Source organism: Pseudoalteromonas sp. THAF3, assembly GCF_009363775.1.
Taxonomy (GTDB): domain Bacteria; phylum Pseudomonadota; class Gammaproteobacteria; order Enterobacterales; family Alteromonadaceae; genus Pseudoalteromonas; species Pseudoalteromonas ruthenica.
On the sequence record NZ_CP045418.1, the window covers coordinates 42,501 to 56,430 of the forward strand.

A 13,930-nucleotide genomic window follows, 5' to 3' on the forward strand; every position below is an offset into this window, starting at 1 on the left:
GGAGAAGGTACGCCCACATTAGGTGAAGGACCTGCGTCTGGAGCTGAAGTGGGTCGCAGTGACCAGGTGGCTGGGACTGTTTATTAAAAACACAGCACTGTGCTAAATCGTGAGATGACGTATACGGTGTGACACCTGCCCGGTGCCGGAAGGTTAATTGATGGGGTTAGACTTTGTCGAAGCTCTTGATCGAAGCCCCGGTAAACGGCGGCCGTAACTATAACGGTCCTAAGGTAGCGAAATTCCTTGTCGGGTAAGTTCCGACCTGCACGAATGGTGTAACCATGGCCACGCTGTCTCCACCCGAGACTCAGTGAAATTGAAATCGCAGTGAAGATGCTGTGTACCCGCGGCTAGACGGAAAGACCCCGTGAACCTTTACTACAGCTTGGCACTGAACATTGAGCCTACATGTGTAGGATAGGTGGGAGGCTTTGAAGTGGTTACGCCAGTAATCATGGAGCCATCCTTGAAATACCACCCTTGTATGTTTGATGTTCTAACGTTGGCCCCTGAATCGGGGTTGCGGACAGTGCCTGGTGGGTAGTTTGACTGGGGCGGTCTCCTCCCAAAGAGTAACGGAGGAGCACGAAGGTTGGCTAAGTACGGTCGGACATCGTACGGTTAGTGTAATGGTAGAAGCCAGCTTAACTGCGAGACAGACACGTCGAGCAGGTACGAAAGTAGGTCATAGTGATCCGGTGGTTCTGAATGGAAGGGCCATCGCTCAACGGATAAAAGGTACTCCGGGGATAACAGGCTGATACCGCCCAAGAGTTCATATCGACGGCGGTGTTTGGCACCTCGATGTCGGCTCATCACATCCTGGGGCTGAAGTCGGTCCCAAGGGTATGGCTGTTCGCCATTTAAAGTGGTACGCGAGCTGGGTTTAGAACGTCGTGAGACAGTTCGGTCCCTATCTGCCGTGGGCGTTTGAGAATTGAGAGGGGCTGCTCCTAGTACGAGAGGACCGGAGTGGACGAACCGCTGGTGTTCGGGTTGTTTTGCCAAAGGCATTGCCCGGTAGCTACGTTCGGAATCGATAACCGCTGAAAGCATCTAAGCGGGAAGCGAGCCTCGAGATGAGTTCTCACTTGGCGTTTAACGCCACTAAAGGGCCGTTGAAGACGACAACGTTGATAGGCAGGATGTGGAAGCGCTGCAAGGCGTTAAGCTAACCTGTACTAATTACCCGTGAGGCTTAACCATACAACGCCAAAGTGGTTTGTATGTGACTGTTTAAGCACAGAAGTTAAGAGACTAAAGTAGATTTACTTATACAGCTTTCCAAATGACTAACACGCCGTGTTAGGCCAAGTTTATGCTTGGTGATAATAGCGTTCTGGACCCACCTGACCCCATGCCGAACTCAGAAGTGAAACGGAACTGCGCCGATGATAGTGTGGGTTCGCCCATGTGAAAGTAGGTCATCACCAGGCTCCTAATTAGAGAGACCCGTTGCACCAGTGCAGCGGGTTTTTTTATGCGTGTAGAAAAGGCTTCAGCCTTGCAGCATCTTAGTCAGGATAAATCCTGACCTACAACAGAGCGAAACACCCATCACCACACCCGTAGGCCAGGCTTCAGCCTTGTATCATATAGTCGGGATAAATCCCGACCCACAACAGAACCAAACAACAGAAGAACCCCACACCTGCAGGCAAGGCTTTAGCCTTGCATCACCCCAGTCAGGGTAAAACCCTGACCTACAACAGAGCGAAACACCCATCACCACACCCGTAGGCAAGGCTTCAGCCTTGCAGCACCTATTTAGGGTAAACCCTGACCTACAACACAGCAACCTAGCCGGCATAAACCTCTACTGGTCAGAATAATCCATATGCGGGCGTTTCTTCTGGACTGTGAGAAAGGTGTTCAGGCCTAAAAATAGCACTGGGCTCTATGATCACTGAGTGGCTATCGCCGAGCTTTATTAACCCGGCCATCATATGTTTAGTTTCATTATCTATATTGAACCCAACCGACGTTAATTCACTTAGTGACTTAATATCATCTTGCTCGACACTGATACTGTCTTCCACTCTGTCTATAAGCAAACCAATATAGGGGTTTAGACCATCTTTAGTGGTAAAAACGATGATAGGCTTATAGTTGTATAAGATCTGATCTTTGGCGGTTTCTAATAAGCGATTGAGGTGAGCGAAGCTGTGATGCTTTTCATAGCTCAATATTTCACGCCCTTGTTCTTGTGTGGCAGTGCGCACCAATTTAGCTTGCTCTAATAGACGCTGATGGCTGTCACTTAAGCGCTGTAGGATATCTTTTAGGTCACTGTCGTGGGCGTGCATATTTTGGTACCAGCGCACAAACTGACGAATATCATCGTCGTACTCGTTGGTCATGGCTTGGGTATTTTCTACGGCGTTCTCCAGCGCTGTAAACCACGTTTTATTTAATGTAATAAACTGGTCCAACTTATGCGCCAAGTTTGCATTACTCTGCTTCGTGGAGACACCATTGAGCATAATACCTAAATCGAATACCGGTGTTGGTATATCCATATAGTCTTTAACCCCGAGAAACGCTTTGTGCTCATTAGGAAGGCTGGTGAGGTTATCGTCGTAACGCTCAGTGAGTAAGATATCAAGGATCTTTAAAGAGATGGTTTTAGCGCCAATACGAAAATTAACAAAGTCCATAAAAGTCTAAGAGTTGCCGCAATCGTTATTCTAAAGCTTAGTCTAGATAGACTTTTTAACCAGCAAATACAGTTAATTAAGTGGAACGATGTAACTATTCTCACCAACGGGCTTTGAAAGCTTGAAGAGTGTTGCAAGCTGTGGATCTTGAGAGCTGATGAGTGCGCCATTTTGAGCAATGCAGGATGACATAGGGGCTTGCCTTTGCTGGCAGAATTCAGCAATCAGTGTCATCGCATAAGCATTTAAGTAACCTTCAAAATGTAAGCGATTGGCCTTACTCATGCCTGCGGCGGAGAAATCCCGCCGAAAGGCGTTACATAGGGGTTGCTGACACGTGTTAGGGTCTGCCACTACCTCTGTGACTATAGCTCGAGAGCTTTGCTTAAGGTGAGGCCGTAATGCACTTTCGGAAGTAAATGACATTGCCGCGAACCAAGGTTCCTGCCCTTGTTCTGCTGCGGTATTTATAAACTCAGCAACCGGTACGTAGGTACCTATCAACACGATGGCATCAAGACGCAGAGGCAAAAGCTTCTTTAGCGCGATGGCTAAATCTTGGGTATTGCGCCGAAATCGTGCCGTTTGTTTAACAGCTAACCCTTTGCTGGCTAGTGCTTTTAGGGTGCTAGACCCTGCCTCGAGACCAAACTCATCAGCCTGAATAACTATCCCCACACTTTTTACACCTCGGTCTTTAAAGTACTGGGCATGAGCCATAGCTTCATCGTCGTAGCTAGTACGCAGATTAATAACGTTGGATGTTTCTAGATTGCGCAGAAAAGCTGCTCCAGAGTAGGGAAATAATAGCGGGACTTGGTGTTTGGAAATTAAATCGACGATGGCTGCAGTAGTCGGTGTCCCCATATAGCCAAACAGGGCATCGACCTTTCTTTGTGTGATGAACTCATGGGTATTAGCCACAGTATTAATTGGCTCATAACCATCATCCAAGACCGTCAGGTTGATGATGGTATCACTGTGTCTATTATGATTATCAAAGTAGAGTTGGGCGCCAATCTTAAGTGCCTTACCAATTTCTTGTGCGGGGCCGGTGAGTGCACATGACATGCCCAAACTCAGAGATTGCTTTTGCTTCGTCGCCACGGGCATTGCAACGTCAAGGGTGAGCGAAAGCAGTAGAGCACTGAGCATGCTGATCCTTAGGTTAGTATTTGTGAAGCTAAAGCTATTAATACCTTATTAGTCTGCTTTTTGCTTTGCTGCAAATCAACCACCCGCTTATTTATACCTAAGGTATGCAAGATAAGCGCTTGGGCTTCATCGTCCACGTTGAACAGCAATGACCAATTACCTGCGATTGCGCGGTACAGGGCTCCGTAGCATAGGTTCAATGGTATCTCATTATTCACAAAGCGAGTTAGACAAAGCCTGTCCGCTTCGGTGAGTGGCCTTGTTGGCGCTTCTTTTAACAGCTGTAATGTTAACTTTGGTGCTATGTCATTAAAGCAGTGGCTTAGCAACAGTGGCATATCTTGGCACCAGCTCTGATTCAGATTTGTAACACTCGAAGTACCCAGGCTGTTGAGACCTTTTACCATTAATGCACTATGTTCACCACTGACATGGTCGCGTTTACTACCTAGTTTGATAGTGCGATAGTTGGCTGATTGCCAAAACGAGAGTAGCGCTGCATGCGCGCCAAAGCTAGTGCCAACAACCGCTACCTGCGATTGTCGTAAGTCCTGCTCGATAAATGACAGCAATAAATGACCCAACCCTTGATGGTGCAGCTCGGGTACAATGGCGATGCGCACTATGCGTGCATAACTTAATTGTCCGAGCTGTGCGTCACCGGACATATTAATCATACTTTGCGCTAATAGATGACCCTGAGGACGGCGCTGGCCGATGGCAATTGAGCTTGATATATCCTGATCTAACTCCCCCTCCATGCTGACAAGCGCCACACCAAGGACCTTGGTACCATTCCGGCAGATATAAAGGTGTTGTGCCGGTGCATCAAGCAGTTGCCGCAAATCGTTGGCGGACGTCTGGTAGTGAGCGAGTACCAATAAGGAAAAGCATTGCTCCAGTAAGACGGCATCAGTCAGCAAGCTATGGGCTGGCACTTTAAGCAGCTCCACCTCGCTGTTGTCCACCCTTTGTGCGGGCACCGGTGTGCGCATATCCAGTAACAGCAGCCGGTTGATGCTTTGCTCTAGTGGATCGCCGTTAGCAAAACGTATGGGAGTAAACATATTGAAGGTGCGGTGATTCTTATAGGCTTTTTTCAAGAAGTCCAAAAATCGCAATGTATAGCCGCGACCGCTGCCTTCATAGCCGGCCATGGTGCTGGCAAAAACAACCCGAGGATAAAGAGTTAAGAGTTGCTTTAGTATCGGAATGGGTATGGTGGCCGCTTCATCAACAAATAACACGTCACATTGCGGCTGCTCACTGATTAATTTATCCGGCGGCATAAATCGTACGTTAGCCAGTTGATTGCCGTTGTCTGCATCGAGTTGTGTCTGCTCTGCTAAGTGCTTAAAAGCGCTGTCGAGGGAGCGGCGCTGAATGGCACAGAGGATAATATCTTTGTCAGGCAGTTTCGCGGCACTTATGCCAAGTGCAGCTGATTTCCCACGACCTCGATCAGCGCTGAGCACCAAAGGCCGATTGGCACGCCCTGTGGCTGTTTTGATGATCATCGCTATAGCTTGCTCTTGCTCGCTGTAGTCCTGAGAACTCGGGGGCGTAGCAGCTAGCGATTGATAAGTAAGTGCTTGATGAGTTTGCGCTGATTGACAGAGGCTTAGTGGCTTACAGTCAACTAATTGTTGCTCAAACCAGCGCCAAAACAAGCAACTCTCGGGTTGAGGGTGGCCATAAGGCAGAATTTTATTGATACCAGGGTCGACAAAATCGTGGGTATTTTCTGGCAGCATAACGACCATCAGGCCCCCGGCTTTAACAGTGCCAGCGGCTGCGGCTACCTTATCGGCATAAAAGCCGCTGTAGCAATCGTAGGCAACAAAGCTATGCTCTTGTCCAAGAATTTGATGCAGATGCTCCGGCCATTGGTTATCAACACAGTGGTTAGATTTACTTAAAGTGAACCAGTCGCTGTCGGTATCCTGTTGCAAATATTGCAGTTGCTGTGTGCACCATGACGGCTCACCCCGCAGCAGCAGCAGTTGTCGCCAACGCCGCTGGGTTAAGCCACTCAGTAACGAGGCTAGCTCAGATTGCTTGTAAGCGCGCATAAGCGGTGACCAACCATTTGCTACCAACATCGTCGAAGTTTACTTGTACCCGTGATTGCGGGCCAGCTCCTTCGTAGTTAAGCACGGTACCCTCACCAAACTTAGCATGGATAACTCGCTGGCCGAGACTAAAGCCGCTGTCGGCAAACGCGGCTTGAGTCAATGAAGGGCTAAAGCGGTTAGCTTGTTGTGGCGCTGAGATTTTTGTTTTAACGCGGATCTCCTCTACACAGTCTTCCGGCATTTCTCGTAGGAACCGTGACGGGCTGTGATACTTTTCTTGGCCATATAAGCGCCGGCTTTCAGCGTGGGTAATATAGAGTTTATCCATGGCTCGGGTCATGCCCACATAACATAGACGGCGCTCTTCTTCTAAGCGACCACTTTCCTCTTGGCTTTGTTGTGATGGGAACATGCCTTCCTCTACGCCGACCATAAATACCAGTGGAAACTCTAAGCCTTTGGCAGAGTGCAGAGTCATCATTTGCACAGCGTCTTCGTGCTCTTCGGCTTGACCCTCTCCGGCTTCTAAAGAGGTATAGGCTAAAAAGCCTTGCAGTGGTGAGGAAAACTCTTCATCAACAGGTAATTCATACTGCTCGCAAGCGTTAATAAGCTCTTCTAAGTTTTCCACGCGAGCACGGCCTTTTTCGCCTTTTTCGGCCTGATACATGGCCATCAAACCGGTATTCTCTATGGTGTATTTTGCCTGCTCTGCGAGGGTCAACTCAGCAATACGCTGCTCCACCCCCTCAACCAACTCAATAAAGCGATTAACTGCCGTGGCGGCGCGACCAGACAAATGTTTCTGCTCTAAGATAGCCTTGGCGGCATACCATAACGGCAGCGACTCGGCTCGGGCACAGTCACGAATATGACTGAGCGTCTTATCGCCAATGCCTCGAGTTGGGGTGTTGATCACACGCTCAAAGGCGGCATCATCTTGACGATTACTCACCAGGCGCAAATAACATAATGCATCTTTGATTTCTTGGCGCTCGAAGAAGCGCATGCCGCCATAAATACGGTACTTTAATCCCTCTTGTAACAAGGCTTCCTCTAAGACTCGAGATTGCGCATTGTTACGGTAAAGAATTGCGGTATCGGTTAGCGCATTGCCTGCATCCATCCAGGTTTTTATTTTGCCAACAATAAAGCGCGCTTCATCTAGCTCATTAAAAGCAGCATAAATGGAAATAGGCTCGCCTTGATTGCCGTCGGTCCACAGGTTTTTACCCATGCGTTCTGCGTTATTCTCAATTAGAGAGTTCGCCGCTTTCAAGATGGTGGCAGTCGAGCGGTAATTTTGTTCAAGACGAATGGTTTCGGCGTCGAAGTCGTCTAAAAAGCGTTTGATATTCTCGATACGGGCACCACGCCAGCCATAGATACTTTGATCATCATCGCCGACAATCATCATACTGTTGGTATCGCCTGCGATCAGTGCTAGCCAGCGGTACTGAATGGTATTGGTATCTTGAAACTCATCCACCAGAATATGCGCAAAGCGCTGTTGATAATGGCGCAGCAAAGTGGGGTTTTGCTGCAGTACCTCGTAGCAGCGCAACAGTATTTCTGCAAAATCGACCAGTCCGGCGCGATCGCAAGCTTCTTGGTAAGCTGAGTATACACGCAGCAATAGCTGCTCATTGACATCATAGGCTTGAATGTCACCCGGGCGCAGGCCCTCATCTTTTTTGGCGCTGATATACCATGCGAGGTGTTTGGCTGGCCACTTCTTCTCATCAATATTCATGGCCTTGAGTAAGCGACGGATCATTCGCTGTTGATCATCGCTATCAAGAATTTGAAAAGACTCAGGTAGCTTGGCCTCGCGGTGATGGGCGCGCAAAATACGGTGTGCCAAGCCGTGGAATGTGCCTACCCACATGCCGCCAACGGAGCCTTGAATGGTCTGCTCGACACGAGCACGCATCTCTTTTGCGGCTTTGTTGGTAAAGGTTACGGCGAAGATGCTAAAAGGCGAGGCTCCTTCAACTTGAGTAAGCCAAGCGATGCGGTGCACCAAGACTCGGGTTTTGCCCGAGCCAGCTCCTGCTAATACCAGCATATTTTGCAACGGCGCTGCTACCGCCTCGCGTTGCTTGTCGTTTAAGCCATCAAGTAATTCAGATACATCCATCGCCGCTTTCCACCTGTCATAATTGCCACCAGTATAACAAGAGTTCCAGCTTGGCTAAATAGAATACTGTTTTTATAACCAGTGCGCTGTCTCTTTGTCATTAACTATGGTTTTGCAGGCCCTACACTGGCACTTGATGGCTTTATAGCAGCTTGCTAAATACAATCTTAGTATCGGCATCAATTTGGCTGTTAGCAGTGAGTTGTAGGTACTGATATTTCGCCAACATGGCACGCATAGCGCTAAAGCACAGCATGCTCTTAACTTGAATTTCTTGATAGCCATGGGCTTTGGCCCAGCGCTCTTGATATTGCAGCAGCGCCCTGGCTACCCCTTGAGAGCGATAACTGGGCACCACACCGCCAAGCCAGCTATAAAAACATTGTGGTGACAACGCAAAGCCCAGTTTGAAACCGATAATATGATGTTGCTGATAAGCCACGAGAGCAAGGAAAGGAGCCGCTGCGATTTTTCGCTCATAGCGAGCTAGGCTGGCCCCAGTGGCAAGCTCTGGAATACGACAGCTGAGCTGTTAAACACTCGGACAAACTAACCGGTTTAAGTGAGAATTTCGAGCTCATGGATATCGCTAATCTCCATATCCGCTAACCCCTTGTACTGGTAACTAGTCGCTTGGTTATTGAGCCATACACTCTTGCAACCAGCATTATTAGCGCCTTGTACATCGGTGTCTAAGCTATCGCCGATATGGATTATTTGTTGCGGTATGACTGCCATTGCCTGTGCTGCTTTGTGGTAAAGGTCGCTATAAGGTTTAGCACGACCGTCTGGGCCGGCCATAAACACGGCATCAAACTGGCCATGAAGGTTAAAGCGGGTGACATCGACATTGCCGTTGGTGATGGCTATCAGGCGAAAGCGTTGGCGCAAAGTGTCCAATAATGCCAGCACACTGTCGGCAACAACAATGTCACTACGGGCCTCGGCAAACGCCCGATAGGCATGTTCAGCATGGCTGTTATCAACACCCAAGTGATTCATGGCGTGAGTAAGTGCCTGCTTACGCAGGGCGGTAACATCATGCGCTAATGCTGGCTGCCGCATTAACGCCTGCTCGCGACAGTATTGCCAAAAATCAGCTTCTTGCTCGCGCCATTGCGGCAATGTTTGTAAGTAATCATGTTGCGCCTGCAGTGCAGCCTTAATAACCGGATGATTGTTATACAGCGTGTCATCCAAATCAAAACTGAGCACTTTGGCTTGCTCTAAGGCGCGATTGAATCGAATCATAGTTACTTCTGTTTTTTGGCTCTAGGGTGGGTATTATCATACACCTTGGCAAGGTGTTGAAAGTCCAAATGGGTATAAACCTGAGTGGCGGACAAGCTGCTGTGTCCAAGCAACTCTTGCACCGCGCGCAAATCACCACTGGACTCAAGTACATGCGAAGCAAAAGAGTGGCGTAGTTTGTGTGGATGTACCTGGGCACTAATCCCTTGTTTGACACCCCATTCACGCATGCGCTCACGTACGTGACGAGCAGAAATGCGCAACTTGCGCTGTGATAAAAATAGCGCATCAGAGTCTTGGCCTATCAGCGCTGGGCGTATTTTTAGCCACGAGTTTAATGCGCTAATGGCTTGGCGGCCCACAGGAACAATACGCTCTTTACGGCCTTTACCTAGGACCCGAACTTCTCCGCCACGCACGTCTATATCGGTTACATTTAAGCTCACCAGTTCGCTGATCCGCAAACCACTGGAGTACATCAGCTCCATCATGGCTTTATCACGAACTGCAAGGGGATCATCATCATCAATATCTAACAATTGATGCATTTGGTCTACATCTAAGTTACGAGGCAGGGGCTTATCGAATTTTGGCCCTTTTACGTACTGCGCCGGGTTGTCGTGGTGCTGGTGGTGAAGCTTCAAATAGCGAAAAAAAGCCCGCAGACAACTTAATTTTAAACTGACGGTACGTGCACTTAGGCCTCGTGCTCGCAATGACATGGCGAACCGACGAATATCATCCGCGCTTAAGGTCAGCCAACCATCACGCTCTTCATGATAATACCGCGCCACTTCAAGAAGTTGTCGTTGATATTGTTCTAAGGTGAGTGGCGAATATTGTTTTTCAAAACGAAGATAATCACTGTACGACTGGACAGGTGTGGCCCAAGTGTCAGCCATGGTCGAAAATGTTAGCGCCTGCGACTCGCTCATGAACTGGTAGCGAGACGCTCTTGTAATGCTTTCACAAACTCGAAGATAAAAAAGCTGTCCTGCGCGGGCTCAAAATGCAGTTCATCTTCGCTGGCAAATGCGAGCAATGCTAAGGGCGCATCCGGCTCACCAATTAAGTACAATGCCGCGCTCTTGCAGGTATGATTAAAGATCAATGCCTGCTCTTGCTCCGAGAGACGTCCTAGATAATGGCCTTGTGCGTGTAAACGGCTATTTATTAGCGGTTGCAGAGCGTCATTGTACTGAACCAACTTGCACTCGTTAAGCTGCAGTTGCTCGCAAATAAGTTGCTCTAGGCTACTGGCAAGCTCGACAAATTCGCAGTCACTCATAAGCTGGCGATGACAGGCACTGAATACTTGGTAAACCTGTTCGTTTTGCTTCGCTTGACTTACAAGTTGTTGTAATTGTTCTTGAAGAGCAAGGTTTTGTTCTCTTAATAGCTGCTGCTGGCGCAGTTGTAAGGAAGCGACGCTCTCATGCTGAGAGCCAAAGTTCATACAAGCAAACACGCCCGGATTTTCTAAAAAGAAGTCTGGGTTCTGTTGTAGGTATTTACTGACTTGCTGTGTAGTTAATTCGCTCATAAGGCTATTTGTCCGTCAAAAACATGCTCAGCGGGGCCCGTCATCTTGACTGGGTGACCTTCACCTTGCCACCGTATTTGCAATGCTCCGCCTGGTAGGTCTACCTTGACGTTGCGCCCAAGCTTGCTTTGCAACTGGCCGACAACGGCGGCTGCACATGCACCGCTGCCACAGGCTAAGGTTTCACCTGCGCCACGCTCCCACACTCTGAGTTTAATATGAGACTCGTCAATAATCTGCATAAAACCAACATTGGCACGCTTTGGAAAGCGTTCATGCTGCTCAACAGCTGGACCTAGGGTGTGCACCTCGGCGGCAGTAATGTCTTCAACCTCGATCACACAGTGTGGATTACCCATCGATGCGGCGCCCATAAATAATGTATGTTCTTGGTGGCGAAGAATATACGTTAGCTCACGCTTATTGGCTTGAAGCGGTATATCTTTGGGCTCTAATATTGGCTGCCCCATATTGACCGTCACTTGCCCGTCTTTTTCAATATACAGCGTCATATTGCCGCCTTTTGTGGAAACGGTGATTTTATGACGATTAGTGAGTCCCTTCATACGTACGAAGCGAGCAAAACAACGTGCGCCGTTACCGCATTGTTCAACCTCGTTGCCATCGGCGTTAAAAATGCGGTAATGAAAGTCTAAATCCGGTGAATAAGGTGCTTCCACCATCAGCAGCTGGTCAAAGCCAACGCCAAAATGGCGATCCGCCAAGCGCTTGATCTGGTCTCGGGAGAGAAAAATATTTTGGGTAACATTGTCCACGACCATAAAGTCATTACCCAAACCATGCATCTTTGAAAAGTTAACTAACATAACGCTTTATAATCGCTCACTCTATGCTGTTACTATGCCTACAAAGTTGCGCCAAGGCCATTGCTTTTACTGCTGTGGCGACGGCTCTGCGTTATCGTTTGCGGTTTCCTTGGCATTTAGCGGTGTTTCTGCTTGTTGGTTATCTACTTGTTCTTGTTGTGGCAAATAGAGCGCGCCGCTTTGACCACACGCACTGAGAAGCGTTAAGCTGGAGGCTGCAAGGATACGAAGCAAACGATGACTTTTGTACATAGCGATTCGATAGATAATTAATATGACTCGTTTTATAATCGCAGAGTAACAGAAAATACAAAAAATGTAGTCGTTGCTGTTGAATTATTTCCCATCGAACGTTACTGCGAGCATATAGGAGCGCAGCCACAATGAGCGAAACCACCATGACCGATACCGAATACCATCAGTTAGCCGATGCCTTGATGCTAACAATAGAAGAGCAGATAGACGATATTGATGCGGATTTAGATTATGAGTCTGCAGCTGGAATATTAGAAATTATCTTTGCTGATCGCAGTAAAATCGTCATTAATAAACAAGCGCCATTACATCAAGTTTGGGTCGCTACTAAGTTTAACGGACACCATTTTGAACTACGCGGCGATACTTGGATTGATAACCGCTCTGGTGCGGAATTTTGGCAGTTTATGTGTGATGCGGCGAGTAAACAAGCGGGTGTTGAAATCCGCTGGGAGCATGATTAAGTGAGTAGCTTTGACGGCGTGAGTGTGTTTGATGCGCCAGAGCACAAATGTACAGTTATCTGGCTTCACGGTTTAGGCGATTCTGGTGAAGGGTTTGCACCTGTTGCTGCACACTTAAACCTACCAGCGGAGCTCGGGGTCAAGTTCCTCTTCCCACACGCCCCGGTGCAAGCGGTGACCATCAATGGTGGTATGGAGATGCGGGCTTGGTACGACATCAAATCTCTTGATCTAGATAAACGTGCAGATGCCCAAGGTGTGCAACAATCGGCGCAAAGTATCAGTGCATTAATAGATGAGCAGATAGCGGCCGGGATCCCTGCGGATAAAATTATTCTAGCTGGCTTCTCTCAAGGGGGAGTTATCGCCTTACACTTAGCGCCGCGTTACCACCATAAGCTGGCTGGTGTTATGGCGCTATCAACCTATATGTCTGAGCCTGAGCGTTTAACGGATGAGGCCCGCCATCGCGATCTTAATATTTTCATGGCTCATGGCGATTTTGACAATGTGGTGCCTTTAGATGCAGGTAAACAAGCCTATACTTACCTGCAAAATGAAGGCATGAACGTATCTTGGCAATCTTACGCTATGGCCCACCAAGTCTGTGATGCCGAGCTGCACGCTATTCGACAATGGCTGCTTGAGCGACTAAGTTAATAATGATTCAGGAACAACGGTAATGGGACAAAAAATCGTGATCACAGCGAATATGAATAACAAGACTCAACGTATTGAGCGCAAGGAAGTGCAATATCAATGGCATTGGCGCCGCATCGTTGGTGCTGCAACGCTTGGTTTGTGTTCCGTGGCTGCGATTTGGTACCTAGCATTTACGCCTGCCAACGCCGAGCAGGGCGAGGTGAATACGGCGTCATCCGATAATATACAGAGTCAGGCTGAAGCGCCTAATGAAAGCGCGCAAGAGGTCACGGTTGCAAAAGCAGCACCCGTCGCGTTAGCTGCGCAGGCACCAGTACAATCGAGCCAGCCCCACAAAGAAGATGAAGTAGAGGCTGACTCAAAGAGCGCCATGATGGAGTCTGAGCAAACGCTGGTGGCACAAGTGAGTACCAATGAAACGAGCACTGTTGAGAGCTCCACTTCCGCGTCCTCAACTGAGGTACAGGCGAATGACACGATAGTGGATGCGCCTGCGCCCGAGAGTGAGTTTAATACTGAGGCTAAAGTAGCAAGCTTGTCTCAAGGCACCAAAATTGACACCGACAAGGTAAGCCGAGCGGTGCTCACAACCGCTGTGCAAGACCGTGAACCGATTAACTCTCTTGGCCAAGAAGTCAAAACCAGTGACTTCCAGCAACAGCTGTTTTTCTTCACCGAATTACATGGTTTACAAGGACAAAAAGTAAAGCATGTGTGGTACTTTAATGACCAAACTATGGCCAACGTTGAGCTCGGTGTTCATACCACTCGTTACCGTACCTTCTCGTCTAAGAACATCATGCCAAGCCAGCTCGGCACATGGCGAGTAGAGCTGAGAGACGAAAATAATAAACTATTGGCTACCCGAGCATTTCGCTTGGTTGGCTCACGATAAAT

Annotated in this window: 13 protein-coding genes and 2 rRNA genes (1 of these 15 running past the window's edge); 5 read left to right on the forward strand and 10 right to left on the reverse strand. The window is 48.4% G+C overall.

Features of this window, described 5'->3' with window-relative positions; translation table 11 throughout:
• Together FIU82_RS00215 and rrf are read left to right on the forward strand one after the other, a co-directional pair.
• Positions 1 to 1,209, forward strand: a 23S ribosomal RNA gene (locus FIU82_RS00215); it begins 1,676 nt to the left of the window's first position.
• Between the two features lie 115 nt (positions 1,210 to 1,324).
• Positions 1,325 to 1,439, forward strand: a 5S ribosomal RNA gene (rrf, locus tag FIU82_RS00220).
• 387 nt (positions 1,440 to 1,826) lie between these two features.
• On the opposite strand, the gene FIU82_RS00225 is transcribed toward rrf, so the two are convergent.
• The 10 genes from FIU82_RS00225 to FIU82_RS00270 all read right to left on the reverse strand — a co-directional run bounded on the left by FIU82_RS00225 (position 1,827) and on the right by FIU82_RS00270 (position 11,903).
• On the reverse strand, positions 1,827 to 2,660 hold the full coding sequence (locus FIU82_RS00225) for a chemotaxis protein (RefSeq protein WP_151172252.1): 834 nt from the start codon (positions 2,658 to 2,660) through the stop codon (positions 1,827 to 1,829).
• A 72-nt stretch (positions 2,661 to 2,732) separates the two neighbouring features.
• Positions 2,733 to 3,815 (reverse strand): ABC transporter substrate-binding protein, encoded by a 1,083-nt coding sequence (locus tag FIU82_RS00230; protein WP_152440065.1) that lies wholly within the window; start codon positions 3,813 to 3,815, stop codon positions 2,733 to 2,735.
• 8 nt (positions 3,816 to 3,823) lie between these two features.
• Positions 3,824 to 5,887, reverse strand: coding sequence for a GNAT family N-acetyltransferase (locus tag FIU82_RS00235; protein ID WP_172972686.1), 2,064 nt, complete (start codon positions 5,885 to 5,887; stop codon positions 3,824 to 3,826).
• Positions 5,865 to 8,030: a DNA helicase II gene (uvrD, locus tag FIU82_RS00240; protein ID WP_045979484.1), complete on the reverse strand. Its 2,166-nt coding sequence runs from the start codon at positions 8,028 to 8,030 to the stop codon at positions 5,865 to 5,867. The genes FIU82_RS00235 and uvrD overlap by 23 nt, the downstream gene beginning before the upstream one ends.
• A 142-nt stretch (positions 8,031 to 8,172) precedes the next feature.
• Positions 8,173 to 8,472 (reverse strand): GNAT family N-acetyltransferase, encoded by a 300-nt coding sequence (locus FIU82_RS00245; protein ID WP_253946328.1) that lies wholly within the window; start codon positions 8,470 to 8,472, stop codon positions 8,173 to 8,175.
• A gap of 116 nt (positions 8,473 to 8,588) precedes the next feature.
• Positions 8,589 to 9,281 (reverse strand): HAD-IA family hydrolase, encoded by a 693-nt coding sequence (locus tag FIU82_RS00250; protein WP_152440068.1) that lies wholly within the window; start codon positions 9,279 to 9,281, stop codon positions 8,589 to 8,591.
• Between the two features lie 2 nt (positions 9,282 to 9,283).
• The gene (gene xerC / locus FIU82_RS00255; RefSeq protein WP_152440069.1) at positions 9,284 to 10,216 is read right to left on the reverse strand and encodes a tyrosine recombinase XerC; all 933 of its coding nucleotides are present in this window, start codon (positions 10,214 to 10,216) and stop codon (positions 9,284 to 9,286) included.
• Complete coding sequence (locus tag FIU82_RS00260) at positions 10,213 to 10,824, reverse strand: DUF484 family protein (protein ID WP_152440070.1); 612 nt, start codon at positions 10,822 to 10,824, stop codon at positions 10,213 to 10,215. Before FIU82_RS00260 ends, xerC begins: the two co-directional genes overlap by 4 nt.
• Complete coding sequence (gene dapF, locus FIU82_RS00265) at positions 10,821 to 11,651, reverse strand: diaminopimelate epimerase (protein WP_022943590.1); 831 nt, start codon at positions 11,649 to 11,651, stop codon at positions 10,821 to 10,823. The genes FIU82_RS00260 and dapF overlap by 4 nt, the downstream gene beginning before the upstream one ends.
• Positions 11,652 to 11,717: 66 nt before the next feature.
• The gene (locus FIU82_RS00270) at positions 11,718 to 11,903 is read right to left on the reverse strand and encodes a lipoprotein (protein ID WP_022943589.1); all 186 of its coding nucleotides are present in this window, start codon (positions 11,901 to 11,903) and stop codon (positions 11,718 to 11,720) included.
• A gap of 146 nt (positions 11,904 to 12,049) precedes the next feature.
• Here FIU82_RS00270 and cyaY point away from each other — a divergent pair, with 146 nt between their 5' ends.
• Genes cyaY through FIU82_RS00285 form a run of 3 tightly spaced genes read left to right on the forward strand, consistent with a single transcriptional unit; the run spans position 12,050 to position 13,928 of the window.
• Positions 12,050 to 12,370, forward strand: coding sequence for an iron donor protein CyaY (cyaY, locus tag FIU82_RS00275; RefSeq protein WP_026110922.1), 321 nt, complete (start codon positions 12,050 to 12,052; stop codon positions 12,368 to 12,370).
• Positions 12,371 to 13,030 carry an alpha/beta hydrolase gene (locus FIU82_RS00280; protein WP_249311460.1) on the forward strand — a complete coding sequence of 220 codons (660 nt, stop codon included), beginning with the start codon at positions 12,371 to 12,373 and terminating at the stop codon, positions 13,028 to 13,030.
• Positions 13,031 to 13,052: 22 nt separating this feature from the next.
• Positions 13,053 to 13,928 (forward strand): DUF2914 domain-containing protein, encoded by an 876-nt coding sequence (locus tag FIU82_RS00285; RefSeq protein ID WP_152440071.1) that lies wholly within the window; start codon positions 13,053 to 13,055, stop codon positions 13,926 to 13,928.
• The last annotated feature ends 2 nt before the right edge of the window (positions 13,929 to 13,930 follow it).